Annotated in this window: 29 protein-coding genes; 19 read left to right on the forward strand and 10 right to left on the reverse strand. The window is 62.7% G+C overall.

Translation table 11 applies throughout. The features are described from left to right. Positions 1 to 216 precede the first annotated feature (216 nt). From R6U53_RS03500 to R6U53_RS03525, 6 genes are all read left to right on the forward strand, one after another. On the forward strand, positions 217 to 2,763 hold the full coding sequence (locus R6U53_RS03500) for a bacterio-opsin activator domain-containing protein (protein WP_410320981.1): 2,547 nt from the start codon (positions 217 to 219) through the stop codon (positions 2,761 to 2,763). 231 nt (positions 2,764 to 2,994) lie between these two features. Then, positions 2,995 to 3,240: a HalOD1 output domain-containing protein gene (locus tag R6U53_RS03505; protein WP_410320982.1), complete on the forward strand. Its 246-nt coding sequence runs from the start codon at positions 2,995 to 2,997 to the stop codon at positions 3,238 to 3,240. Positions 3,241 to 3,374: 134 nt separating this feature from the next. Further along, a complete protein-coding gene (locus tag R6U53_RS03510; RefSeq protein WP_410320983.1) occupies positions 3,375 to 3,959 on the forward strand; it encodes a biotin transporter BioY in 585 nt (194 codons plus the stop codon). Beyond that, on the forward strand, positions 3,956 to 4,651 hold the full coding sequence (locus tag R6U53_RS03515; RefSeq protein ID WP_410320984.1) for an energy-coupling factor ABC transporter ATP-binding protein: 696 nt from the start codon (positions 3,956 to 3,958) through the stop codon (positions 4,649 to 4,651). Before R6U53_RS03510 ends, R6U53_RS03515 begins: the two co-directional genes overlap by 4 nt. Beyond that, positions 4,645 to 5,355: an energy-coupling factor transporter transmembrane component T family protein gene (locus R6U53_RS03520; RefSeq protein WP_410320985.1), complete on the forward strand. Its 711-nt coding sequence runs from the start codon at positions 4,645 to 4,647 to the stop codon at positions 5,353 to 5,355. The genes R6U53_RS03515 and R6U53_RS03520 overlap by 7 nt, the downstream gene beginning before the upstream one ends. A gap of 80 nt (positions 5,356 to 5,435) precedes the next feature. Next, a complete protein-coding gene (locus R6U53_RS03525) occupies positions 5,436 to 7,649 on the forward strand; it encodes a heterodisulfide reductase-related iron-sulfur binding cluster (RefSeq protein WP_410320986.1) in 2,214 nt (737 codons plus the stop codon). 17 nt (positions 7,650 to 7,666) lie between these two features. Here the strand turns inward: R6U53_RS03525 and R6U53_RS03530 are convergent, their stop codons facing one another. Beyond that, entirely contained in the window at positions 7,667 to 8,095 is a 429-nt protein-coding gene (locus R6U53_RS03530) for a PaaI family thioesterase (protein ID WP_410320987.1), read from the reverse strand. 123 nt (positions 8,096 to 8,218) lie between these two features. Between R6U53_RS03530 and R6U53_RS03535 the strand changes: the two genes are divergently transcribed. Beyond that, the gene (locus R6U53_RS03535; RefSeq protein ID WP_410320988.1) at positions 8,219 to 8,722 is read left to right on the forward strand and encodes an ACT domain-containing protein; all 504 of its coding nucleotides are present in this window, start codon (positions 8,219 to 8,221) and stop codon (positions 8,720 to 8,722) included. 23 nt (positions 8,723 to 8,745) lie between these two features. Here the strand turns inward: R6U53_RS03535 and R6U53_RS03540 are convergent, their stop codons facing one another. After that, the gene (locus R6U53_RS03540; protein WP_410320989.1) at positions 8,746 to 9,450 is read right to left on the reverse strand and encodes a DUF5828 family protein; all 705 of its coding nucleotides are present in this window, start codon (positions 9,448 to 9,450) and stop codon (positions 8,746 to 8,748) included. 105 nt (positions 9,451 to 9,555) lie between these two features. Between R6U53_RS03540 and upp the strand changes: the two genes are divergently transcribed. Further along, the gene (gene upp / locus R6U53_RS03545) at positions 9,556 to 10,227 is read left to right on the forward strand and encodes a uracil phosphoribosyltransferase (protein WP_410320990.1); all 672 of its coding nucleotides are present in this window, start codon (positions 9,556 to 9,558) and stop codon (positions 10,225 to 10,227) included. Positions 10,228 to 10,321: 94 nt separating this feature from the next. Here upp and R6U53_RS03550 read toward each other — a convergent pair whose 3' ends face one another. Then, positions 10,322 to 10,882, reverse strand: a complete 561-nt coding sequence (locus R6U53_RS03550; RefSeq protein WP_410321133.1) for an IMPACT family protein — start codon at positions 10,880 to 10,882, stop codon at positions 10,322 to 10,324. A 229-nt stretch (positions 10,883 to 11,111) separates the two neighbouring features. On the opposite strand from R6U53_RS03550, the gene R6U53_RS03555 reads away from it, so the two are divergent. Next, positions 11,112 to 12,281, forward strand: coding sequence for an inorganic phosphate transporter (locus R6U53_RS03555; RefSeq protein WP_410320991.1), 1,170 nt, complete (start codon positions 11,112 to 11,114; stop codon positions 12,279 to 12,281). 25 nt (positions 12,282 to 12,306) lie between these two features. On the opposite strand, the gene R6U53_RS03560 is transcribed toward R6U53_RS03555, so the two are convergent. Beyond that, on the reverse strand, positions 12,307 to 13,686 hold the full coding sequence (locus tag R6U53_RS03560) for a hemolysin family protein (protein WP_410320992.1): 1,380 nt from the start codon (positions 13,684 to 13,686) through the stop codon (positions 12,307 to 12,309). Between the two features lie 120 nt (positions 13,687 to 13,806). Between R6U53_RS03560 and R6U53_RS03565 the strand changes: the two genes are divergently transcribed. The 3 genes from R6U53_RS03565 to R6U53_RS03575 are packed head-to-tail and all read left to right on the forward strand — an operon-like array spanning position 13,807 to position 15,217. Then, positions 13,807 to 14,115 (forward strand): glutathione S-transferase N-terminal domain-containing protein, encoded by a 309-nt coding sequence (locus R6U53_RS03565; protein WP_410320993.1) that lies wholly within the window; start codon positions 13,807 to 13,809, stop codon positions 14,113 to 14,115. Beyond that, positions 14,112 to 14,627: a peroxiredoxin family protein gene (locus R6U53_RS03570; protein WP_410320994.1), complete on the forward strand. Its 516-nt coding sequence runs from the start codon at positions 14,112 to 14,114 to the stop codon at positions 14,625 to 14,627. The genes R6U53_RS03565 and R6U53_RS03570 overlap by 4 nt, the downstream gene beginning before the upstream one ends. Beyond that, positions 14,624 to 15,217, forward strand: coding sequence for an L-threonylcarbamoyladenylate synthase (locus R6U53_RS03575; protein ID WP_410320995.1), 594 nt, complete (start codon positions 14,624 to 14,626; stop codon positions 15,215 to 15,217). The genes R6U53_RS03570 and R6U53_RS03575 overlap by 4 nt, the downstream gene beginning before the upstream one ends. Here R6U53_RS03575 and R6U53_RS03580 read toward each other — a convergent pair whose 3' ends face one another. Beyond that, complete coding sequence (locus tag R6U53_RS03580; protein WP_410320996.1) at positions 15,218 to 15,871, reverse strand: hypothetical protein; 654 nt, start codon at positions 15,869 to 15,871, stop codon at positions 15,218 to 15,220. Between the two features lie 50 nt (positions 15,872 to 15,921). Continuing rightward, on the reverse strand, positions 15,922 to 16,827 hold the full coding sequence (locus R6U53_RS03585) for an MBL fold metallo-hydrolase (RefSeq protein ID WP_410320997.1): 906 nt from the start codon (positions 16,825 to 16,827) through the stop codon (positions 15,922 to 15,924). Positions 16,828 to 16,916: 89 nt separating this feature from the next. On the opposite strand from R6U53_RS03585, the gene serS reads away from it, so the two are divergent. Beyond that, the gene (serS, locus tag R6U53_RS03590; protein ID WP_410320998.1) at positions 16,917 to 18,293 is read left to right on the forward strand and encodes a serine--tRNA ligase; all 1,377 of its coding nucleotides are present in this window, start codon (positions 16,917 to 16,919) and stop codon (positions 18,291 to 18,293) included. A 32-nt stretch (positions 18,294 to 18,325) separates the two neighbouring features. On the opposite strand, the gene R6U53_RS03595 is transcribed toward serS, so the two are convergent. Next, the gene (locus R6U53_RS03595) at positions 18,326 to 18,670 is read right to left on the reverse strand and encodes a nuclear transport factor 2 family protein (RefSeq protein ID WP_410320999.1); all 345 of its coding nucleotides are present in this window, start codon (positions 18,668 to 18,670) and stop codon (positions 18,326 to 18,328) included. An 86-nt stretch (positions 18,671 to 18,756) separates the two neighbouring features. Here R6U53_RS03595 and R6U53_RS03600 point away from each other — a divergent pair, with 86 nt between their 5' ends. Beyond that, complete coding sequence (locus tag R6U53_RS03600; protein WP_410321000.1) at positions 18,757 to 19,263, forward strand: DUF367 family protein; 507 nt, start codon at positions 18,757 to 18,759, stop codon at positions 19,261 to 19,263. 133 nt (positions 19,264 to 19,396) lie between these two features. Here the strand turns inward: R6U53_RS03600 and R6U53_RS03605 are convergent, their stop codons facing one another. After that, on the reverse strand, positions 19,397 to 20,230 hold the full coding sequence (locus R6U53_RS03605; protein ID WP_410321001.1) for a hypothetical protein: 834 nt from the start codon (positions 20,228 to 20,230) through the stop codon (positions 19,397 to 19,399). Between the two features lie 51 nt (positions 20,231 to 20,281). On the opposite strand from R6U53_RS03605, the gene R6U53_RS03610 reads away from it, so the two are divergent. After that, positions 20,282 to 20,986 (forward strand): lipoyl protein ligase domain-containing protein, encoded by a 705-nt coding sequence (locus R6U53_RS03610; RefSeq protein WP_410321002.1) that lies wholly within the window; start codon positions 20,282 to 20,284, stop codon positions 20,984 to 20,986. A gap of 32 nt (positions 20,987 to 21,018) precedes the next feature. Beyond that, the gene (locus R6U53_RS03615) at positions 21,019 to 22,281 is read left to right on the forward strand and encodes a dihydroorotase (RefSeq protein WP_410321003.1); all 1,263 of its coding nucleotides are present in this window, start codon (positions 21,019 to 21,021) and stop codon (positions 22,279 to 22,281) included. On the opposite strand, the gene R6U53_RS03620 is transcribed toward R6U53_RS03615, so the two are convergent. Continuing rightward, entirely contained in the window at positions 22,278 to 22,916 is a 639-nt protein-coding gene (locus R6U53_RS03620) for a DUF5806 family protein (RefSeq protein WP_410321004.1), read from the reverse strand. The genes R6U53_RS03615 and R6U53_RS03620 overlap by 4 nt on opposite strands. 115 nt (positions 22,917 to 23,031) lie before the next feature. Here R6U53_RS03620 and R6U53_RS03625 point away from each other — a divergent pair, with 115 nt between their 5' ends. Both R6U53_RS03625 and R6U53_RS03630 read left to right on the forward strand, forming a co-directional pair. After that, entirely contained in the window at positions 23,032 to 23,400 is a 369-nt protein-coding gene (locus R6U53_RS03625) for a universal stress protein (RefSeq protein WP_410321005.1), read from the forward strand. Next, entirely contained in the window at positions 23,397 to 23,924 is a 528-nt protein-coding gene (locus tag R6U53_RS03630) for an N-acetyltransferase family protein (RefSeq protein ID WP_410321006.1), read from the forward strand. The genes R6U53_RS03625 and R6U53_RS03630 overlap by 4 nt, the downstream gene beginning before the upstream one ends. Positions 23,925 to 24,030: 106 nt before the next feature. Here R6U53_RS03630 and R6U53_RS03635 read toward each other — a convergent pair whose 3' ends face one another. Next, a complete protein-coding gene (locus R6U53_RS03635) occupies positions 24,031 to 24,465 on the reverse strand; it encodes a universal stress protein (protein WP_410321007.1) in 435 nt (144 codons plus the stop codon). A gap of 163 nt (positions 24,466 to 24,628) precedes the next feature. On the opposite strand from R6U53_RS03635, the gene R6U53_RS03640 reads away from it, so the two are divergent. Further along, positions 24,629 to 25,066, forward strand: a complete 438-nt coding sequence (locus R6U53_RS03640; RefSeq protein WP_410321008.1) for a universal stress protein — start codon at positions 24,629 to 24,631, stop codon at positions 25,064 to 25,066. Positions 25,067 to 25,110 lie beyond the last annotated feature (44 nt).

Here is a 25,110-nt window from a genome sequence, read left to right on the forward strand (position 1 = left end):
ATAATATGACTGTCATTATTCTTCTAATAAATATATTTATATATCCACGAATTCGAGCTCTCTGGCGTTTGTGCCGTCGCTTAAGCTTTCATTACCGGTCGATCGTGGAGCGAAGGAGATCGGGTATGTCCATATTTATTTGATACTACTATCGACGCTGGCAAAATCTCCGCATCTGTCGGGGCGTTTATATACTACTACACGAGACCATACGGCATGGTTCGGAAGCGATCGGATATCGCACTCCCCGACACCTCGGATACGGCGGTAGATCCTTCCTTAGTTCCCCGATTTGGGGCGTTCTTGGATCGGGCGAACATCGGTCTTCTGTTTGCGGACGAGGGGCTGGTCGTGACTCGCGTAAACCGAACGATCGGGGAGCTTTTGCAGCTCCCCGACGACGCGGTTGGGAAGCCACTCGGATCAGTCGGCCATGAGATAGACGACGAGATACTGGCCGCGGTTCGAGATGCGGTGCAAACCGAGGCCGTGGTAGAATTCGAGACGATGATCGAGGGAGGTGAACACGTCGGGATCCGAGCGGTTCCGGTGGCCGATGGCGTGACGCTCTACGTCGAGGACGCGAGCGACCGTATCGACTTACGCCGAGGGCTCAAACGCTCGAGACGTATCCTCGAAACGCTCGACGACGGGGTGTACACGCTCGACGAAGCGTTCGTCATTACCTCGGTCAACGAGGCCGTGACGAGCATGACCGGTTACGACCGCGAGGAGCTCGTCGGCTCGCACGCGTCGATGCTCGCGGGCGATGAGACGCTGTCGATGGCCGATAAAATCCTCGAACAACTGCGCTCGAACGGATCGGACATCGGCCTGATCGAGTCGTCCATACAGCGCAAGGACGGATCGAGGCTACCGATCGAAACCCGGTTTTCGACGGTCGAATTCGACAACGGGGATCGTCAACGGGTCGGCATTCTCCGGGACGCGACCGATCGGAGACGCCACGATCGTACGCTCCGCGAACTGAACCGTTCGGCGAGGCTACTTTTGGACGCGGACAGCGAGACCACTGTCTGTGAAACGGTCGTGTCGGTCGCGAATTCGGTGTGGCCGACTGCGTGCGTCACGGTGTATCTGCTCGACACCTCGAGTTCGGTACTTCGCCCGGTCGAGGCCTCGGGCGACGACCCAAAGAGCCGTGGTCCGGGTACGATCGAATGGGAGGCGTTCGTGAGGGGGGATGGGTCACCCGGAATCGACATCGACGCCGACGTCGAGCAGGATACCACCGTGGACGACGCGCTGTCGTTTCGCCAACTGAGCGATGCATCTGGGCCACAGTTCGGGAGCACCGCGGCCGATCGAGACGGGCCGAGTGGATACGTCATCGAGCGATCCGACGACGGCGAACCGAGCTCGGAACGAACGCTGTTCGCCACGCTGGCTGAATACGGGCTGTTGCGGATCGAGTTCGGCTCGGAGGCGGATTCTGAGACGCTCGCCGAACCCGTCGAACTGCTCGCGGCGAACGCGATCGCCGCGCTCGGCCGCGTCGAACGCGAAGCCGAACTGTCACAGCGTCGCGAGGCGCTCGCCGAGCGGAACCGCCGGCTCCAGCGCCTCCACGGATTCAACGACCTCCTTCGACGGATCAACGGCGCGCTCGTCGAAGCGGACGCGCTCGAGGACATCGGACGGGCGGTCTGTGATCACCTCGTGAGTGCCGAGGGGATCGCGTTCGCGTGGCTCGGTGAATGCTATCGGTCCGGCGGTGGGATCCAGTCCGTCGCGCGTGCAGGTGACGGTGGGGGATACCTCGACGGACTCGGAGTTCTCGAGACGGGTGCCGCTGGCTCGACCGGCGGGACGGCCGAACCGACGCATCGTGCGCTCGATACCGGAGACCCCGCCGTGGTCTCGAACGTCTCCTCCGGGTTGCACGACGCACAGTGGCGCGAACGAGCGCTCGTGCGCGGCTTCCAGTCGGTCACCAGCGTCCCGCTGGAATACAACGGGCTTCAGTACGGCGTGCTCTCCGTGTACGCCGATCGAGCGGACGCCTTCGATGGACCGCTCGGCGAGTTACTCGAGGAGTTCGGCACGACCGTCGCGAACGCGATCAACGGCGTCGAGGCGAAGCGCTCGCTGCAGAGCGAGGCGCTCGTCGAACTCGATCTTCGAATCGACGATCCGAACGAACTGCTCGCTCGCCTCTCCGCCACGCTCGACGAGCAGCTTCGGATCGACGGAACGGTTCCAAAGGGCACCGATCGCTCGGTGATCTATCTCCGATCGCCGGTGGACCCCGATCGACTGACGTCTTCGGCTCACGCCGTCGAAGCGGTCCGGTCGGTCGGCGACGATACCGATCCCCGCGTCGAGGTCACGGTGCGTGAATCGACCGTCGCCAACTGGCTGGGTGACTACGGCGTGAGCATCGAGGAACTCGTCGCCGATCCGGAGGGAGTCGACGCCACCGTCGTTCTCCCCCGCACGGCGGACGTTCGTACGCTCGTCGAAAGTCTCGGCGAGCGGCATCCATCCGTTGAACTCCTCGCTCGCCATGAATCAGACGTATCGACGGCCGGAATGGCTGAACTGGCGGGTGCGAGTAAAGATCGGCTCACGGATAAGCAGCGACAGGCGCTTCGAACGGCATACCTCTCCGGGTACTTCGAATGGCCCCGTGCGAGTACCGGCGAGGAAGTCGCGGACGCGCTCGACATCACGCAACCGACCTTCAACAGGCACCTCCGGACGACCGAGCGAAAGCTCTTCTCGGCGCTGTTCGAGGACTGATAGGGATTGTCGTAGGAATTCATACGTTTTCAGCGGGAGAATCGGGACACAGCGTCGAACGCCCGACTTCGAAATCGCTGGGCCGCTATCGGTGGCACCGGACGCTGACGGTCGATACCGGTGTACTACGGCATCGATACTACACATGTAGTATACGATTTCTTGACATACTATGTGCGTTTCATCAATGCCGATGCCCCCTGGACCTGTCTTTGTCGATAGAACACGAAGATGGACTCCGATTCGAACAGCACTCTCTGTTGGCGTATTATCAGCGAAATCGCACAGGAACGCGGTGTCGATCCGACGAACGTCGACGAACGCCTATACGATGTCATCGACGTGGAATCGCTCACCAAACTCGCCACCCAGGCGAACCACTCCGACGAGATCGATCTGTCGGTCTCGTTCAGGTTGAACGGCTGCTTCGTCACCGTAACCGGAGATAACACCGTGCGCGCCACGTGCCCGAATTGAAGCGGTAGATCGATCTTTCCTCGATCGCCGTTCTCGGCGAGTCACGACGAGGCGGTTCGGTCGGCTCCATTTCGATGGAGCGTGCGCCCATGGTAAACCGATACTATAATTTCCGTTGACGAACAGTCTCGACCATGGGAAACACCACAACGACGAACGTCGATCTCGTCGGAGACGAAACCGCACTCAACGTCGCCCGCGCCGCCCTTTTCGCCGCGCTCTTGGGTGCGTTCGCGTACGTATCGTTTCCGTACCCGCTCTCGCCAGCCCCGGTCACTCTGCAGGTTCTCGGCGTCTTCCTCGCCGGACTGTTTCTCGGGCCGCTTTGGGGCGGCGCTGCGATGGTACTGTATCTCCTCGCCGGGGCACTCGGCGCGCCGATCTTCTCGGGCGGCGGTGCCGGACTCGGCGTGTTGCTCGGGCCAACCGGTGGTTACCTCTTCTCGTACCCGCTCGCGGCTATCGCGGTCGGGGTGATCACTCACGGCGGGTTCGGACTTCGATCGCTGTCCGACAGGTCGATCGGTCGCCTCGTCGTCGGGATGGCCGCAGCCACCGTCGTCATTTACGGAATCGGCGTGCCGTTCCTGTGGTGGAACCTGGACATGACACTACAGACCGCCGTGATAACGGGTGCGGTGGTGTTCATCCCCGCCGAGGCAGTCAAAATGGCGGCGGCGATCGGGATCGTTCGGAGTGATGCGATCCGAGCGGAATGATCGCGGTACAGGACCTCGTCAGCCGACGCGGCGACACGACCGCCCTCGATGGTATCTCGCTTCGGATCGATGACGGCGAGTCAATCGCTCTCGCCGGAGCCAACGGATCAGGCAAGACGACGCTCGTTCGACACCTGAACGGGCTACTCGAACCCGAACGCGGGTCGGTTGCTGTGGACGGAACTCCAGTTTTGGACGATCCCGTCGCCGCCCGAACCTCCGTCGGGATGGTCTTTCAGAATCCCCGCGATTGCTTCGTCGCGCCGACCGTCAGTGCCGACGTCGCGTTCGGCCCGGAGAACCTCGGACTCGCCCGCGAAGAGATCGAGAGACGGGTGCGCGATTCCCTCGAAAAGGTCGGAATGGCCGACCACCGTGACGCACGTATCGACCGGTTATCTGGCGGCCAACAGGCCCGCGTCGCGATCGCGGGCGCGCTGGCCATGGAATCCAACCATCTCGTGTTGGACGAGCCGTTTACCGGGCTCGACGACCCCTCGCGGACGGCGATCCTCAGTCGGCTCGACGCCCTCTCCGCCGATGGAACGAGCCTGATCGTCGTCACCCACGACCTCCGCGATCTCGACGGCCTGGTCGACCGAGTCGTCGTCCTCTCGGAGGGACGGATCGCCGCCGAGGTCGATTCGACCGACGACGATCGACTCGCGGCGTACGGCGTCCGCCCGTGTTGAGCTACGAGTCGGGCGAGTCGTTCGCCCATCGACTCGATCCACGTTCGAAACTTGCGGTACAGTGTGGGTTCGCCGCCGCGGCGTTCGCCTACACGACTCCGCGTGGGCTCGCCGTGTTGACGGCCGTCGCGCTAGCCATCCTGCTCGCCGCCCGGACCTCACCATCAGGGGCACTGTGGGAGTTTCGATTCGTCTTTCCGTTCCTCGTCGCCGCTCCGCTCCTCGAGGGGCTCTCGTGGGGTGCGTGGTTCGTCATCGAAGACGCAGTCGCCCCCGCACTCGCCGGCTATCGGGTTCTGCTCGTCTTGCTCGTCGCCGCCGCGTACGTTCGAACGACACCCGTTCGGGACTCCCGTGCGGCGATACAGTGGGCCGTTCCGGGACGCACCGGTCGGCTGCTCGGGATGGGTGTCGCGTTCGTCTTTCGGTTTTTGCCCGTCTTGCAGGCGGACATCGGGCGAATCCGCGATGCCCACCGTGCCCGACTTGGGACCGAACGGTCGGTTTCCGACCGGATGAGTTCCCTCGCCGTCGCGGCGTTCAACCGCGCGTTCGAACGGGCTGATCGGTTCGCACTCGCCCTCAGAGCGCGATGTCTCTCGTGGAATCCGACGCTTCCGGCGCTTCGGTTCTCGCGGTCCGACGTGGGTGCCACGGCGGTTGCGATCGTTCTCTTCGCCGTCTCACTCTACGCCGCCGTCTGACCGGCGGACGGCCGTGAACTCCCCGAGCGTGTGTCTCCGTGTAACAAAACTTAAGCGCGTCCGCTCCTGCGTCTTCTCGTATGCTTCCGGTGGTTCCGATGCAGGCGGCGAACGAGGTCACCCGCAAAACCTTCTGGCTCATCTCTAGCTACGAGAAGGTCGTTTTCTACTTCCTGGCTACTGTGACGGTGTTCGTCTTCGCCTACGGCACGTACCAACGCTTCGGGCGGTACGCTCAGGGGAGCGACGACTGGTTCGATCGCCTCGACGACCTGCCCGGCCGTATCGCCTCGGCAGCGAAGATCGTCGCCTCGAACGAAAAGCAGTTCAACCGCGACCTGGTCGGCGGGCTGATGCACGCGTTCATCATGTGGGGTTTTCTCACCCTCCTGATCGCCACGACGATCCTGTTCGTCGACGAGTGGTATCGCGTGTTCACGATCGCGCTGGGCGAACGACAGTCGTTTTGGGTCGGGGACTTCTATCTGTCCTATCAGCTCGTGACGGACGCCCTCGGGCTCCTCTTCGTCGTCGGGCTCGGCATCGCGCTGTGGCGGCGCTACGTCGTCCGAACCGAACGGCTCTGGGGCAAACACACGAACTGGGAGGACGCCTTCCTCGTGTGGTCGCTCTTCGCACTCGGCGTCGGCGGCTTCCTGCTCGAAGGGCTCCGCATCGTCGGGGCGGGCGAGCCGATTCCGACCGTCGAACCGGTGAGCTTCGTCGGCACGGCGACCGCGCTCGGCCTCGCTGCGCTCGGAATGGACGCCTCGGCTGCGGCGACGGTGTACCCCGTCGCGTGGTGGTCCCACGCGCTGTTGGCCTTCCTCTTCATCGCAGCGATCCCCTACGCCAAGCCGTTCCACATGATCTCGTCGTTCGCCAACGTCGTCACGCGTGATGAGAAGTCCGGAGCACGCCTTCCCGGCATCCCTTCGGACCTCGATGCGACGAACGCCGAATCGATCGACGACTTCTCCTGGAAGGAACTGCTCGACCAAGACGCCTGTACGAAGTGCGGTCGCTGTTCGTCTGTCTGTCCCGCGAAGGCGTCGGGCCGTCCGCTCGACCCCCGCGACGTAATCCTCGATCTCAAATCCTATCGGGAATCGCTCGAACGCGAGGGCGGCGACGAAAAGGAGATCGTCGCCGCCGACGGCGGCGTCATAGACGCCGCGACGATGGAGTCGTGTATGGCCTGCATGGCCTGTATGGACGCCTGTCCGGTCGAGATCGAACACCTCAACAGCTTCACGCGGTTGAACCGCCAGCTCACCGATCAAGGCGACATCCAGCCGAGCATGCAAGACGTCTTCCAGAACGTGATGATGAAGGGCAACACGTTCGGCGACTCGCCGAGCGCGCGCGCCGACTGGACTGATGACCTCGAATTCGAGGTCGCGGACGCCAGAGAGACCGAAGTCGAGTACCTCTGGTACGTCGGCGACTATCCGAGCTACGACGACCGCAACAAGAAGGTCGCCCGCTCGCTCGCGAAGATCTTCGAACACGCCGACGTCGAGGTCGGGATCCTCTACGACGAGGAAGTCTACGACGGCAACGACATCCGCCGGGTCGGCGAGGAGTTCCTCTACCTCGAACAGGCGGGGACGCTCATCGACTCCTTCGAGGCGTGTGAGTACCAGAAGATCGTCTGTACGGATCCGCACTCCTACAACACGTTCAAAAACGAGTATCCGGAGATCGATTTCGAGGAGTTCGCCGACGATCCGATGATGGAGTTCGAGATCGAGGGCTTTTGGAACGCCGAGGGCGACGTCGAGGTGTACCACTGGACGCAGGCCGTCGAGGAGTTGGTAGAAACCGGTGCCGTCGCACTCGACGGGACTGAACTCGACTACACCGTCACCTACCACGATCCGTGCCACCTGGGCCGGTACAACGACGAGTACGAAGCCCCCCGCGAGCTGGTCATGGCGACCGGCTGTGACCTCTACGAGATGCCCCGAAACCGCGCCAACAGTTTCTGCTGTGGCGGCGGTGGCGGTGGCCTATGGATGGAACTCGACGAGGAGGGGAAACCGAGCGAGGAACGGCTCCGCGAGGCGCTCGAAGACACCGGCGCCGGAAGCTCGGTCGAGAAGTTCGTCGTCGCCTGCCCGATGTGCATGACGATGTACGAGGACGGCCGAAAGACCGGCGACTTCGAGGACGACATCGAGATCGTCGACGTCGCCGAACTCATCGTCGAAGCGCTCGAAACGAAGGATGCGACCATCGCGGCTTCGACCGACGCCGACGCGAGTCCCGACGCCGCACCGGCCGATGACTGAGCGATAACCGCAGTCGCCTACGCGGTCGGGTCGTCGCGCCACGCCGTTTCGCCGGTTACCCCGCTGGTTTTGTACGTTCCTCTCGCCATCGCGATCGTTCGTTTCTCGTCGTCCGTTACCGTCACCTCGACCGTGGCGACGCTGTTGCCGTTTCTGACGATCTCGGCTTCCGCCCTGAGGGTGCCACCGGTCGCCGGGGCGAGGTAATCGATCCGCATGTCGATCGTCGGGGTGACGGTCATGTTAGCGGCGACGACCGCAGCGCCGGCGACGGTATCCGCCAGCGCGTATGCGACGCCGCCGTGTGCGATCACGCGGTCGGGGTTCGAGGAGTGTTCGACACCGAGTTCGAGCTCGCCGATCGCGTATCCATCGCCGATATCGATCACCTCGATGCCGAGGCGTTCGTTGAACGGCATGCGGTCGAACATCTCGGAGACGTCCATACGGTGTCTGAATGCCGGGATGATAAAAGGGCGCTCGGTTCCGTTCGGTCTCGGGGAAACGACTGCACACCGAGGCGCGGATCCGGACGTAACTGACAACACACCCCGCCTCGATGTCCGTATATGTTCGACGAGATCATGCGGAAATTCGAGGACAGCCCGAGCCAGCAGGCTGTCATCCGACTGCTGCTCGAACGGGGGTTTTCGGTCAACGACGAGGGGCGCGTCGTCTCCGGCGGCATCGAGATCCCGAACACGGGGATCGCCCGCGAGATCGACGTCGACCGCCGGGTCGTCGACGCGACGACGGACGCGATCCTCGCCGACGAGGAACTCAAACACATCTTTCAGAACATCTCCGCGATCCCCTCGCTTCGGGACCTCGCACCCGTCTTGAATCTGACCGTCCTGACCGTTGACGTACTCGACGCCGACGAGCCCGGAATCGTCGCCACGGTAACCGGACTGCTCGCGGATCACGGCATCTCGATCCGGCAGACGATAAGCGAGGATCCGGAGTTCACCGACGAGCCGGTGCTCTACATCATCATGGACGCCGATCTAGACGGCGAAATAATAAACGAACTTCGCGATCTTCCGTTCGTTCGACGGCTCTCGATCGAGTGAGCGGTGGCGATTCGGTCCGGTGTTCAGGTTTTGTTTGGATCCGATCTGCCGTCGGTCGTTTGGGACTCCGGTGGGGCGTGTCCCTCGACGGCTTCCGCGATGTCCGTCTCCTTCGGCGTATCGACGTGCCATCTGTCGACCGACTGCTCGTAGTCGGCGAGCTTGTTCGACACCCGTATTTTGAGGTCGTCGTCGTTGACGTTGATCTCGAAGACGTAATCGCCCGAGTCGGCCTTCGCGCGATCGAGGTTCGCGCTGACGAGTTCGTTGTCGAAGTAATACGGCGACATCTGCGTCATCACCTTCTCGTAGACCTCCCCCTCGACCTTCCGGATCGCCTTTCGAGTCGCCGAATCGGCCGCACGCGCGACGTAGTTTATCGACTTTCGCCACTCGCTGACGGCCTCGCTCGGCTTCTCGAGTCGATCGTACGACTCCGACAGCTTCTCGCCGGCGGTTTTGAGGTCTTCGTCGGGCGCTTTGCCGGCCCTTTCGCCCTCCCCCTCACCGATACTCGCCTTATCGGCGGTCTTTTCGCTGACGTCCTCGCCCAAGCGCTCGTCCGCTTTCGGCCGCCACTCGTCCCACTCATCGAGGGGCTCGGCGTCGACCGGTTGATCACCGCCTCGCAGGTCCTTCAGTGCCCGCGTGATGCGCTCACCGTGTTCGACGATCTCTCCCCAACTCCCCCGTACCTTGAATCCAGAGACGCTCTCCTCGACGTCCATCTGGTTAGGGATACGCGTCGAGCGACTTTATACCATCGACCTTGATGGCCACCGTTCCGGCTTCAACGAATGGGGTTTAAGCCCGCGGAGGTCGCCTGTACCGATATGCCCATCGAGGACCGCGGTGATGCCCACGTCATCACACACGCGCTCGCGAAACACACACTTTCGAAGCTCCGATCGAGCGACACCGATCAGGTGGCGTTCCGAAACGGTCTGATCGAACTCGGGCGACTTTGCGGGTTCGAAATCATCGACGGGATGATGGACACCGAGTTTGTCTCTATCACGACGCCGCTTGCGGAGACGACCGGCGAGGTCGTGAAGGGGCTCGACGACGTCGTCATCGTGAACGTGCTTCGAGCCGCGACGCCGTTCGTCGAGGGGCTCGTCGGAGCGTTTCCCGGCGCCCGACAGGGCGTCATCTCCGCCGGCCGTGACGAGGAGGCCGGGATGGACGAAGACGGTGAATTTCCGATCACGGTGGATTACGTCAAAATCCCGGATATCGACGATGACGACACCGTGATCATCGCAGACCCGATGCTCGCGACGGGCAGTACGATCGTCGCGGTTCTGGAGGAAGTCCTCGAGGTGGGCGATCCCGACCGGCTCGTCATGCTGTCGGCCGTCAGCGCACCGCCGGGGCTCGTTCGCGTCGGCGACGCGTTCCCCAGCGCGGATATACTCACTGTGAGCATCGACGAGCGACTCGACGAGGACGGCTATATCGTTCCGGGCGTCGGCGACGCTGGCGATCGGTCCTTCGGTACGTAACCCCTCTAACACAACCCCTTGTTTTCCGCTGGACTCGCTCGCAGTGGTGCGGTTTCGTTCCTAATGAAACGTCAGACGAACGGCTGACGGCGGGTTATCGCAGTTCGATCCGGCCGCTCGTCGCGCTTCGTAGCCGATCGAGAACGCCGGCCGCATCAGTCGTTGGCACCGACACATCGAAGACGACGCGCTCACCGTACTCCGCGTCGAATTCGGCGCCTTCGCTCTCGAGGATCCCGCGTACGGTCCCCGAATCGCCGTACTCGACGACGGCCTCGAACCGCGTTCGTGGGCGCTTTTCGACGATTTCGGCCGCATCGAGGACGCCCTTCGTCGCCGTCGAGTACGCTCTGACGAGGCCGCCGACACCCAACTTCGTCCCTCCGAAGTATCTGGTGACGACCACGCAGACGTTTTCGAGTTCCCGTCCCCGAAGCACGGACAGCATCGGCTTCCCGGCACTTCCGGACGGTTCGCCGTCGTCCGAGGAGTACTCTCTGAACGGATCCGATCGGACTCGATACGCAGGGACGTTGTGCGTCGCGTCGGCGTACTCCGTTCGGACGTCGTCGACGAACGCCTCGGCGGCCGCTACCGTCTCGACCGGCGCGACGTGACCGATGAACTCCGATCCCCGGACGGTAAACCGCGTCATCGCCCCCTCGGTGATAGTCAGATATACGTCCGTTTTCGACACGGTTTCGTCTCGGTTCGGGCTGACTTTACCGTTTTCGTCGGCGACGATTCGCACGGAGTATCTGACGACTCACCGAACGTCGGTGGTATGGATCGGCGATGATCGATGCCCGACTGCGGCTGTCCGTATCCGGCAGACGCTGCCGTCCGACGGGTGTTTATACGTCCGGATAGTGTACCCGTTATCGATGGATGCAGCGACCGTCGCGACGTTTCTCGCGGCAGGGGGTGCGAGTCTGTTCATGGCGTGGGCGATCGGTGCCGGATCATCAGGATCGACCCCGTTCGCACCGGCCGTCGGCGCGAACGCGATTTCCGTGATGCGTGCGGGATTTTTCGTCGGTATTCTCGGATTGCTCGGCGCGACGCTGCAGGGTGCGAACGTCACCGAAGCGGTCGGCCGGGATCTCGTCGTCGGGACGACGCTGTCGCCGATCGCCGCGATCGTCGCGCTCTCGATCGCGGCGGGGCTGGTCGCGCTCGGTGTCTTCGCCGGCTATCCGGTCGCGACGGCGTTCACCGTCACCGGTGCCGTCGTCGGCGCGGGGCTGGCGATGGGCGGCGCTCCGGCGTGGCCGAAGTACTACGAGATCATTGGCGTCTGGACGCTGACGCCGTTCGTCGGCGGTGGAATCGCCTACGGGACCGCAAAGCTACTTCGACACGGATCGGTCCCCGAGGCCGTCGCCACACCGGCGCTCGCAGGTCTCGTCGGGGCGATTTTGGCAAACGTCGAGTTCGTCTTGCTCGGGCCGTCGGATGTCGCAGAAAGCGTCGCCGGGACGGTCGCATCCGGAGGGCTTGGACGGATCATCGTCACCGCGGCCGTCGCCGTCGCCGTCGCCGCGATCATGGCCGCGGACGTGCGGACCGACGTCGCGGCCGGACAGCGACACTTTCTGTTGGTTCTCGGCGGGTTGGTCGCGTTCTCGGCCGGCGGTAGTCAGGTCGGGTTGGCGCTCGGACCGCTGTTGCCGCTGTTCGATACGGTCGACGTCGCGATCCCGCTCATCGCGCTGTTGTTCGGCGGTGGACTCGGCCTGTTGGCCGGATCGTGGACGGCGGCCCCTCGGATGATAAAAGCGATCGCACAGGATTACTCCTCGCTCGGCCCCCGTCGCTCGATCGCCGCGCTCATCCCCTCGTTCGTGATTGCCCAGGCGGCCATCCTGCTCGGCGTACCGATCTCGTTCAACGAGATCATCGTCTCCGCGGTGATTGGTGCCGGTGCGGCCGCCGGATCCGGCGGTATCAGTCGCGGAAAGATCGGCTACACCGTCCTCGCGTGGGTCGGTTCGCTCGTCGGTGCGGGCGTCCTCAGCTTCGGACTGTACACGGCGTTGAACGCCATCTTGTAACCGACTGTCGACCCGGGTCCGAGCGCTACTCGGTCGGTTCCTCGATTTCGCTCTCGGGTTCCCGTTGTTCGTAGGCCTCACTTCGCGTTATGCGGGCTTTCATGATCCGAGTGTTTTCGACGCGTTCGACACCGATCTCGATCCCGTCGTACTCGATGCGCTCGCCTTCCTCGACGAGGCGGCCCGCGCGATTGAATATGAACCCCGCGATCGTCTCGAACTCCTCGCCCTCCGGGATGTCGATGTCGAGCGCCTCGTTGACTTCGTCGATATTGAGTTCGCCTTTGACGATCGCCTCGTTGTCGCTGACGAACTCGATCGGTTCCTCCTCGCCGGCTTGGAGGATCTCTCCAACGATCTCCTCGGTGACGTCCTCCATCGTGACGAGCCCCTCGGTCGTCCCGAACTCGTCGATGACGACGACCATGTGCATCCGCTGTTCGCGCATCTCCGCGAGCAGTTCGTCGACGTTCTTCGATTCGGGGACGTGCAGCGTCTCCTCGATCAGGTCTTCGAGCGCGACGCCATCGCGCTCGCCGTAGACGTAGTCGCGCACGAGATCGGAGATGTGAACGATGCCGAGGATGTTGTCGAGACTCCCGTCGTAGACCGGCAACCGCGTGTGGCCGGACTGGACGCACTGTTGGATCGCCTCGTCGACCGTGGCGTCCTTCGAGACGGCGTCCATGTCGAGTCGCGGGGTCATCACCTCCTTCGCGATGGTGTTGGTGAACCGAAAGATCCGCTGGAGCATCTCGCGCTCGTCCTCCTCGAGGACGCCCTCTCGCTCGCCGGTCTCGATGATGTCGCGGATCTCCTCGCGGGTTACGTAGGTCGATTCGATCTCCGCTCGCCCGCCCGTGACCCGGTTGACCTGTCTGGTCAGATAGTCGAACGTGACGATGAGTGGCAACAGGAGGTACTCCGAGAGCTTCAGCGACCTCGAGATGCGAAGCGCCCACGATTCGGTGTTCTCGACCGCGTAGGACTTGGGCGCGCTCTCGCCGAAGAGCAACACCAAGGCGGTGATGCCGAACGTCGCGGCGAGGACGGCCACCGACTGTGAAAAGTAGTACGAGAGCAACCCCGTCGCTATCGAGGACATCGCGATGTTGACGATGTTGTTCCCGACGAGAATCGTGACGAGCAAGCGGTGAGGGTCTTCCTTGAGGTCCTTCAGCGTTTCCGACCCCGGCACGTTGTCGGCAACCAGCGCGTCGACCCGATGTGGGGGCAACGAGAACATGGCGATCTCCGAGGATGAAAAAAACGCCGAGAGTACCAACAGGAGGATGATAACTGCTCCCCCGACGATGGCGACGGCGGTGTCACTCAGCGGGAGTTCACCTGTGTTGGGGGCGGCCTGCATCACGACTGTAGAGACATTCCACGGGAGAGAGCCCATTTAGACGTACGCCCTTGAGGGGGGGCGAGATTAAGGCTTGCCATGACCACCCGCCGTGGCTGTCCGCGACGGTAACCAAACGGCGATACACTTAGACGACGCCCGGCCCTACCAGTGCCCATGAGCGATCCCGACATAACGGTGTATCGGCTGCAGGCGTGTCCGTTCTGCGAACGTGTCATTCGGGTGTTGAACGACCTCGATATCCCCTACCGGTCGCGGTTCGTCGAGGCTCGTCACTCACGCCGCGACGTCGTCAAACGACTGACCGGCGCTCGGACGGTGCCGGCGCTCGTCGACGAGCGAACCGGCGTGACGATGAGCGAAAGCGCCAACATCGTCGACTACCTCGAAACCACGTACGGTGAAGATACGGCTGTACGGGAAGAATCCGCCGCGAGCGCGGCCGACGGGGGGACAGTAGAATGAAACTCTCGTTCGACGTCGTCGAGCTCGGTCCGGTGGATCACCCCGAAATCGGCGAGAAAGCCCCCGATTTCACGCGTCCGCTCGTCAACGACGAGTACTGGGAGGACGTCTCCCTCTCGGAACTCACGAACGATAGACCGGTCGTCCTCGTCTTTCACCCCATGGACGGCGACTTCCCGGCGACGTACATCTGGCAGGAGATCCGAGATCGGGAGTGGGACGAGTACGACGCCGAAGTCGTCGGCCTCTCTATCTCCACGCCGTACGAACATTCCAGATTCCTCGAAGAGTGGGACGTCGAGAGTTTCAGACTGTTCTCCGATCCCGGGAACGAGGTCGCTGAACGGTACGGAATCGCACACGAACTCGACGGCATGTCCGGCATCGAAGAGCCCCGCCCCGCGGTATTCGTCATCGACGAGGACCGGACGATCGAAACCGGGTGGGTAGCCACCGAGTGGCCCGAGTTCCCGCCGTACGACGACATTGAGTCAGCGATCGAGGGCCTGTGAGCGACCCGGATCTCACTGACGCCGTCGCGGCGATCCGCCGCGGTGACCTCGTCATCTATCCGACGGAGACGGTGTACGGACTCGGCGCGAACGCGCTCGACTCCGAAGCCGTCGAACGGGTGTTCGACGCGAAGGGTCGATCGCGCGACAAACCGATCTCGATGGCGCTGCCCGAACTCTCGGTGGCCGCCGACTACACTCGAATGACCGACCGAGAGTGGCGGTTCTGCGAGCGGTTCCTCCCCGGCCCGGTGACGGTGCTTGTCGAGCGGACCGACCGGATTCCCGACTCCCTCGTCAGCGGCGCCGATCGAGTCGGCCTCCGAGTTCCGGACCACGAGGTCGCACGCGAGTTGGCCCGCCGAACCGGCCCGATCACCGCTACCAGCGCGAACCGGTCCGGCGAGGGGAGCGCCCGCCGAACCGACGAGATCGCCCCCGATCTGGTGGAACGGGCGACGGTCGTGGACTGTGGCGAGACGCCGGGTGGCGAAAGCAGCGTCGTCGACGTCGTTGCCGGACGCATCGTCCGCCGCGGCGCGCTCGCGGACGAAATCGAATCGTGGCTGACCGCACCCTCCGACGCGTAGTTACAGCGAGAGCCGCGACCGGAGCGACCGCGTTTTCGTCCCACACTCGCCGCGATACGCGCAGCCCTCACAGCGCGAATCGTCACGTAGCCGTGGTGGGGGACCGTCGACCGATTCAGCGACCCGGAGTGCTTTCCGGTATATGGCCTTCCGACGCGTTGTCATTCGAACGTGTCGAACGACGCCGTAGGCGGGATACTCGACGTACGCGGTTTCGACCATCTCCCCTTGCTCCCACGAAAGTGCCTTCGCGGCCGCGGTCGCCCACACGCTATGTGACTCCCACACACCTTCGTTCGGGGGACTCCCCGGAGAGACGATCACCGGAGCCGAGGGATTCGACAGGAGTTTGTGTGCGATCCCGTTGGCGTCTTTCCCTCTCAAAAGCGCTCGCGTCTCGGGCGGGTCGACGAGTTCGTCCCAGCGATCGAGGCGGGCCTTCACACGTCCGAGGTTCGATCGATAGCTCGTCAGCGTGGTGGCGATCGGCTCGGCGTCCAAGTCGGCTCGCGGATCGAGAAGCTCTCGATATCTGAACGCGAGGTTTCGGATCGATGCGACGTTCTCGGACGGTTCGAAGTCGTCGTGGAGACGCCGATAATAGAGTTTTCGCGGACAGTACGCTGCCGTCGCGAGGTCGGTGAACGCTTGCACGAGCGGTCTGGTCCGGTGTTCGTATATAAGTTGTCGGCCGACCGTTTCCCCTACTTCCCGTTCGTCTTTTCGAGATATCGCAGAACGCCGCGGACGTTCATGTCGATCTCTTCGGCGGCGTTTCGTTCGCCCCACACCGCGGTCGTCTCCGATCGCTCGACGAGCCGTTCGACGATCGCGTCCACGTCGCCGACCTCCTCTCGCATGTCGGCGATCGTCTCAACCCAGCGTTCGGTCACGTGGATGTACTCTTCGATTCGGTCGTCGGCGGGGGCCGGCCCGAAGTGCCCATAACAGATCGTCTCCGGATCCAAGTCGTCGATCATCCGCGCGTCGGCGATGACACCTTCGAGATCGAAGCCCGGCGGCGGTGACGTCTCGGCTATGGCGTCGAGCGCCGGCACGTAGATCCCGGCGGCGTCGGCAGCGAACACGGTCTCGGCGGCGGCATCGTGAAATATCGCCTGATGGAACGCATGCCCCGGTGCGTGATACACGTCGAGCACCGCGTCGCCGAGATCGATCGCGTCTCCTTCCTGGATCGGATGCACCCGATCGGCCGGAATCGGTTCGGGCTCGGTGTAAAAACGGATCCGGTCACCGACCGCCTCTTTGGTTCCCTCCCAGAGGCGCGTCGGGTCGATGATGAAACCGGCCCCCGTTTCGTGGACGTGTACGTCGGCGTCGGTCTCCGCCGCGAGAAATCCAGCACCCCCCGCGTGATCGAGGTGGACGTGCGTCGGGATGATGTACTCCAACTCGTCACGTCCGATCCCGAGTTCGTCGAGTGCGCCCAGAATGTACCGGTAGCCAGTCCCGATGCCGGTATCGAGTATTGCGGGACGATCGGTATCGTAGATGTATACGGCCCCGTACTCGAATCGATCGTACATGCCCGTATCCACGTAGTAGCAATCCGGAACCGACTCCACAGCGTGTACGTCACCGACTCCCATACTGACGATTCTGTCGTCCGCTATTAAAATTCCACGTTTCGGCCGTTCGATCGATACGACTTTGCCACGCCGTGGCGAATCGACGCCAAATGCTATCGAGGCAGTTCGTCCGGGAAAATCCAGCCGAGGTCCGACGTGCGCTCGAGATCAAAAGCGTCGACGTCGATCTCGACCGGATCCTCGAAATCGACGACGAGTGGCGCGGTCTCAAGGCGACGGGCGATGACCTGCGACGCCAGCGAAACGAGGTCTCGAAGGAGATCGGCGAACTCAAACGCGACGGAAAAGACGAGGAAGCCGAGGCCGCGATCGAACGCTCGAGTGAGTTAAAAACGGAACTCGAGGAACTCGAGACCCGTGCCGACGAGTTGGAATCGAAACTCGAAGCCGCGCTGCTCGAACTCCCGAACGTTCCCCATCCCCATGCCCCGGTCGGTGACGACGAAGCCGACAACGTCGAAGTCGATCGATGGGGGTTCGACGACCCGCGGGAGCTCCCCGACCCGGTCGTCCCCCATTACGATCTCGGAGAGGAACTCGAAATTCTCGATTTCGACCGCGGCGCGAAGGTCGCAGGCGGCGGGTTTTATTTCGCGAAGGGTGAGGGGGCACAACTGGAGCACGCGCTCGTCCAGTTCATGCTTGACCTCCACCGCGAAGAGCACGGGTACACGGACGTGTTTCCGCCGATTCCGGTCAACTCCGCGTCGATGCGGGGGACCGGACAGTTCCCGAAGTTCGTCGAGGACGCCTACCGCCTCGGTGCCGACAACGACGAAGCCTACGAAGACGACGATCTCTGGTTGCTCCCGACAGCGGAAGTGCCAGTCACCAATATGTACCGCGACGAGATCCTCCTCGACGACGATCTGCCGATCAAACATCAGGCGTACACGCCGAACTTCCGCCGGGAGGCAGGCGAACACGGCACCGAAACGCGCGGTATCGTCCGCGTCCACCAGTTTAACAAAGTCGAGATGGTGAATTTCGTTCGGCCCGAGGAAAGTTACGATCGACTCGACGGACTGCTCGGGGAGGCGACCGACGTCCTCGAACGTCTCGGACTCCCGTATCGCGTCCTGGAGATGTGTACCGGTGACATGGGATTCTCGCAGGCGAAAAAGTACGACGTCGAAGTTTGGGCTCCCGGCGACGACATGGAGGACGGTCCCGAGTTCGGCGGTCGCTGGCTCGAAGTCTCCTCCGTCTCGAACTTCGAAGACTTTCAGGCACGCCGTGCAGGTATTCAGTACCGCCCCGAACAGCACGAGTCCGCGGAGTACATCCACACGCTCAACGGGTCCGGACTCGCCGTGCCGCGCGTCGTCGTCGCGATACTCGAATACTACCAGAATCCGGATGGCACCGTCGAGATCCCGGAAGCGTTGCGACCGCACATGGGCGGTGCCGAACGGATCGAAGGGCAGCCTTCCGTCGGCGAATCGGCGCTCGGTCGCGGCGAGTGACGGCTACTGGCCGTTTGGAACACCGGACTTAGCTACTCCGGATCGGCGTCGGTGTACGTCTGAACGGTTTCAATTCTCGACCCGGCGAGTTCGAACGTGTCGACGAACCGAAACCACTCTTGCTCGGCGTCATCGAGCAGTCGACCTTCCGCCGCGATTTTTCCTCCGCCAGATTCGACGTAGACCGATCCGACGTCGTGTGTCGTCTCCCGTTCGGGTCGACCGCGCTGCATGAACGTGACGAACTCATCACGCCCCTCGATCGTTCGATCCGGCCGTTGATGGACGAATCCGGCCGATAGGAGTTCGGTGAGCGATCCGTACTCGTCTTCGTCAATCGTCCGGTAGTACTCGGTGACCAACGTGACACCGTCCATGTCTCGTACGGTTTTGCGCGACGGGTATATATCCGCCGGGTACCGTCGGGCGAGCGACTTTTATTTACCCCACGGCAATGCAAGCCGTGGAGTTACACGTGCGCTACGAAGGCGATGACGATCCGGACAAGTGCTCGGCTCGAAAACTCGACCGCTTCGACTTGGCGACTCTCCACCGATCCGCTCGGTCGACGCCATCGGGAATCGTGCTCGACCCGTACGCAGATCGCGCGCTTTCGCCGGCTGAGGGTGCTACCCACAGCGTCGGCTCCGAGCGGCTTGTTGCCCTCGATTGCTCCTGGGAAACCGCCGAATCGGAGGCGTTCAAGCTCGACGGTCCTCACCGGTCGCTACCGTTTCTCGTTGCCGCGAACCCGGTCAACTACGGGACGCCGTTCCAGCTCAACACCGTCGAGGCCTTTTCTGGGGCGCTCTGTATCCTCGGCCATCGCGAGCACGCCGAAGAGATCCTTGGGAAGTTTCGGTGGGGTCACACGTTTTTGGAGCTGAACGACGAGCCGCTCCGGCGGTACGCGGACTGTGCGGATTCCTCAGAGATCATCGAGATTCAATCCGAGTACCTCGACGCCTGAGCGTCCGTCGTAGGCGCCGTCCGACCGTTTATATACGATCACGCGGCCATCTCGTCGCGTGACGTGAGCTGTATCCGTGGCGACCACGGCTGGGGTCCGGCACACCGCCACGGAGTCGAGCGAGTGTCGGCTGTTAGCCCAATCGAAGCGGGTCGGCCGTCGGTTCAATCCGAACGGTGAGTTCGTCGCCCACGGAGGACCTGTGGCCAGCGTGGAACACCAACTTTAGGCCGAACTGCTTTCGCGATGTGAAGAGCGAAAGCCCGGTTGCTCGTCGGCCGTTGGCGTACACCGCTACATCGCCCCAGGTGACGTCTCGTCCGTCGCCCGTCCCGATCGGCGTCCCGAGGAGCGATCTTTCTCCGCTGACCGTTTGTAACGCGCCACCGCCGCTGTAGTGAGGGAGCCCGCCATCGAGCGGAACGCCGTCGTCATCGGCGAGCGCGGCGAACCCCGATCCACCGTGATTCGGTGCATCGAGCCGAACGTGTGTCTTCCCGGTTTCGACGACCGTTCCAGTTCCGTCCCACGCGAGACCTGTTACCGACACGTCCGGCTGGATCGGCATCGAGCCGCTCGCTCGCTGAAGATTCTGCTCAGGACGCCGGAACCCCAGGTGGATGTGGTTGTCGACCCATCTACCGAAGAATCCCGACCGGACCAACGTCCCGAGCCGATCGCCGATCTCGACGCGGTCACCGGCGTCGACAGCCGGGTCGACGTGTAGAATCCGCGCGACGTGCGTCTCACAGTCGATGAGAATCAGGTGATCCTCCGAGACGGCGTACGGTCGTGCCGGACAGCGAACGGTTCGAACGGCTCGAACGACGCCGGCGACGGGCGAGACCGCCACGTCGTTTCCCGGGTACAGATCGATGGCACAGCCGGCGTCGTGCGCTGGATACGGCGAGTTGTAGAGCGAAAACCGCTCGTATTGGCTGATTACGTCCGCCGACACCACGACCATGAGTGCCGTTCGTCCCGTGCCGCTTTAGCCCCATCGACCCGTACGGTCCGTATGCGTCTCGTCCGCGGTTCGATAAACGACGTTATCCGTGACCGATCGGTTACGAATGCGCTCGTTGACATCGCTTCGGAGACCGGTGACCCAGTCGTCCGCGTGTGGACGCCGCCGAGACAGATCGCGTTCGGCCGCCGCGATACGACCACAGACGGGTACGCCCGAGCGCGGTCGATCGCCGTCGAACGCGGGTACGAACCGGTCGAGCGCGACGTCGGCGGGAGCGCGGTCGCCTACACCGGACGAACCGTCGCGTTCGCACACGCCGTCCCCATCGACGGCGGACGTAACGGGATCGATCGCAGGTATCGGGAGACGATCGACTCGCTGGCCCGGGCCCTCGGTGATGTCGGCGCGACCGTCTCGCGCGGCGAGCCCGATCGGTCGTTCTGCCCCGGCGATCACTCGATTCAGGGCTCCGGCAAGATCGCCGGAATCGCACAGCGCGTTCGAAAATCGAGCGCCCTCGTCGGTGGCTGTGTCATCGCTCGCTCGTCCGATCGTCTGTCCATCGCCAACGTCCTCGATCCTATCTACGCCGAACTCGACATCCCGTTCGATTCGGACTCGATCGGATCGGTGGCGAACGCCGGCGGCCCCGACGATGAGCGGGCGGTTATCGATGCGCTCGAGGATGTTCTCACAGCTGGTGGCGACTCCAGCGTCGTCTCTGCAGTCGAATTAGCCGATGGCGGTCCGTGAGGCTTAGGGCCTTCGGCGGAGGAGACGGTAGCATGCTCTTTCACGACGCGACCCTGGCCGACGGACGGGTACGCGACGTTCGAGTGGAGGGAGAATCGATAGCCGAGATCGGGTCGGAGTTGGAGACCAGCGACGAATCGATCGACGCGAGCGGGAAACTCCTGCTACCCGGGATGATCGATGCGCACGTTCATTTTCGCGAACCCGGATTCTCGGACAAAGAAACCTGGGAGACCGGCGCTCGAAGTGCCGCTGCCGGTGGCGTTACCACCGTTTTCGATCAGCCGAACACCGACCCACCGACCATCGACGCAGCGAGCTACGAAAAAAAAGCCGAGTTCGCCGCGGAGTCGATCGTCGATTACGCGATCAACGGCGGCGTGACGGACGAGTGGGTTCCGGACGAACTCCTCGTGAAGCCGCTCGGCGCGCTCGGTGAGGTGTTTCTCGCCGATTCGACCGGCGAAATGGGGATCGGCACCGATCTGTTCGAGAAGGCTGTCGAACGCGCCCACAATGAGAATATTCCGGTCACGGTACACGCTGAGGATGCGGCGCTGTTCGACGAGTCGGTTCGAGACCGTACCGATGCCGACGCGTGGAGCGCCTACCGGACTGCCGAGGCGGAGATCCAGGCGATAGAACACGCCTGCAGCGTCTCAGATCGGCTGAACTCGACCGTCCACATCGCCCACACGTCGACACCGGAGGGCGTCGACGTCGTTTCCGAAGCGGGAATGACTTGCGAGGTATCGCCTCACCATCTGTTCTTGTCCCGCGACGATCTCGCCGAGCTGGGGACGCTCGGGCGCATGAATCCGCCGCTCCGAAGTGAGAACCGGCGCGGTGACATGTTTCGGCGACTCGTGGATGGTACCATCGATATCGTCGCGACGGATCATGCCCCTCACACGCTCGAAGAGAAGGACGCGGGCATCTGGGACGCCCCGAGCGGCGTTCCGGGAGTTGAGACCGCGCTCCCGTTGCTTTTGGAGCAAGCTCGTCGAGGGCGGATTAGCTACGAACGGGTCCGAGACGTTACGGCGGCGAACGTTGCGGAGATCTTCGACCTCGATTCGAAAGGACGTATCGAGGCGGGATTCGACGCCGATCTCGTGTTGGTCGACCCGGACGAGAGTGCTGAACTTCGTGCAGACGAGCTACACTCGAAGTGTGAATGGACGCCGTTCGAAGGAAAGCACGGCGTTCTCCCGGAGCTGACGGTGGTTCGCGGCACGATCGTTTTCCGCGATGGGACGTTCGCGAGTAACGACGGTCGAAACGTTCGCGCTTAATCGCTCGCTTCGTCGGTCTTCGCTTCCATCTCGTGGCCACAGTTCGGACAACACAACTCGTCGTGTCTGAGCGCGGCCGATGATTCTCTGACCTCGCGCATCACGCTCGAAATCCGTTCTTCGGCGTCCAGCTCCTCGTCGACGGTCAACTCGACACCCTCGACTTCGAGTAAGAACTTCGCGACCTCCGTGATCTCGTACATCAACTCGTCGAGTTCCTCCGCGGTGTAGAAATCACACATCGCCCCATAAAGGAACGTCGCACCGGCCTTCCTGACCTTCCCGTCGAAGGACGAGCGCGCTTGGTTCACCGCCTGTGGACTGTACGTGTCCGTCATGAACGGGACGAGTTCGGGCAGGTTCTCCCCGATTTTCGTCATCTCGACGCCCGTCCCGGTTCTGAAATCCGCACAGAGCCGAGCCATCGCCCACTCGCGGGCAGTGATGTACGTCCGGTCGCGGAGAAACTCGTTGGCACGCTCGTACGTCGCCCCATCGATCTTCGAAAACCGGGCGTACTCGCGGACGTCTTCCGGCAGGTCCTCACCGGTTGAACCGTCGACCGGCCGGTCCTCGTCGTCTTCAGCCGCTTCCGTTCGGTCCCCATCGACCGTCGCCTGTGCGTCCTCGGGCATACCGAACGTAGCGACCCGACGCCGAAAAAGCGTATCGGCGATGTCTGACGGGCGACGGACGCACGATTTCATCCGCAGGCGGGAGGCTTTTGCTTTCAGGGACTGAGGGCCAGGTATGAAGACGCTGTTAGGGATCGGCGGAAGCGAGGATTCGCTTCGAGCTCTGGAAAAAGCGGTCGATCGGGCCAAAGAGGCCGGCGACGAGCTGACGATCGCGATCGTGGAGAACCCGGACGCATCCCTTTCGAAAGCGGAGATCCGAGCGCACGCGAGTGACGTTCTCGACGCAGCCGGCTTCGAGGCGGAGATACGGACGTTGTCGGGCCATCCGGGAAGTCAACTACTCGAACTCGCCGAACGTGGCTCGTACGACCGCATCGTTCTCGGCGGCGGTGAAACGAGCCCCCTCGGAAAGGTTCAACTCGGATCGATCTCCGAATTCGTTCTGTTGAACGCTCGAACGACGGTGACCCTCATCCGATGACCCGCGAATACCCAGACACCGTGGCAGGACCGTACGAGAGTCCACCGTGTGAGTTCGACGATCGTAACGGTCGGCACATAGAAGTTCGTCGCTACGACGATGGAATCGAGACGTTGCTCGACATGTACCGTCAGTTCGATCCTGAGGATCGCGCCCAGGGGATCCCACCGGCCAACGAGGAGCAGATCAGAAATTGGCTCGAGAAGCTACTCGTCAAGGACTGCATCAACGTCGTCGCGTGGCACGACGAGATGCCCGTCGGCCACGCGATCTTGGTTCCGGACGGACACGACGCGTTCGAGCTCGCGATCTTCGTTCTCGGTGAGTACCAGAACGCTGGGATCGGAACCGGCCTGATACAGGGGCTGCTCGGTGCCGGGCGCGAGGACGGTGTCACGCACGTCTGGTTGACCGTCGAGCGCTGGAACAAATCCGCAATCGCGTTATATCGAAACGTGGGATTCGCTCCAACGAACGACGGGAGCTTCGAGTTAGAGATGGCGGCGAGGTTACTCGAAGACTGACGCCTCGACTTACTAAAGCCCACTCGAGATTGCGATCGAGGCGACCGTCCTCTCGTGGTGAATAAACCGTATTTCGATCTATCGAACGATCGTAACCCAGCACGTTTTACACCGAGAGAACCGGCTGTGAGGCGTACGCGAGGACGTACTCGGCCGCCTTCTCGATCACGGCCTCCGTGTCTCCAGTGACCGGTTCACGGGGAACGACGATGAACTCGACGTCCAGCATCTCGGCGACATCGAGGATGACGCTACCGGGATGTTGGCTCAACCTGGATACCGAAAACCCACACGCAGAGGAGTGATCGATCGGGACGCTGCCGCCGGCTGCCCTGACGCCAGCCATGACCTGTTCGCCGCGGTCGGCGACGGCTTCGGCTTGAATACTCCCGTCGTCCATCGCGACGGCGGCGTTCTCTCCGATGAGATACAGCGCGTGAACACATGCGCCGTACCGGTCCGCGATCGCGATGGCGTATTCGACTGCCTCCATCGCCGCCCGGGTGCCGTCAACCGGAACGAGTACCGTATCGATCTTCATACCCGGGCTTCGAGAGATACCGACATAAATCACACCCGATGTGTTATGTTCGTTCGATCCGGTCGTTCGCCAACGGGACGGCACGTAATACATCGTGTACGCGATCGCCCGCCACCAACGCATAGCGTATGGGTTTATGGTTATCGCGAATCCAGCAAAACGCATGTTCGAGACGGTGGTCGTGGCGACGGACGGCTCCGAGAGCGTTTCGCGGGCGGTCGAGTGTACGCTCGATCTCGCACGGCGGTTCGACGCCACCGTACACGCGCTCTACGTCGTCAACGAGGGCCGCGTACAGCCGCTTCCCGAACGAGTACAAAACGACGTTCGAAGTGCCCTCGACGAACAGGGTGCGGAAGCGCTCGATCGGATCGTCGACGCGAACCAGTCGCTCGACGATCCTGTGGAGTTGGAGACGGCGGTTCGCGTCGGTCACCCCGGCGAACAGATCGTCGGGTACGTCGACGACATCGGGGCCGACGGCGTCGCGATGGGGACGCGAGGTCGAAGCGGTGAACACTCGTTTCTCCTGGGAAGCGTTGCAGAACACGTCGTTCGAACCTGTCCCGTGCCCGTACTGACGGTTCGACAGCTCGAATAACGACGCCGCGAAACTGATGTTGAACGGGAGGCTTATGACTGCGC

Origin of the sequence: Natronomonas sp., from assembly GCF_046483325.1 — an archaeon.
Classification (GTDB): Archaea; Halobacteriota; Halobacteria; order Halobacteriales; family Haloarculaceae; genus Natronomonas.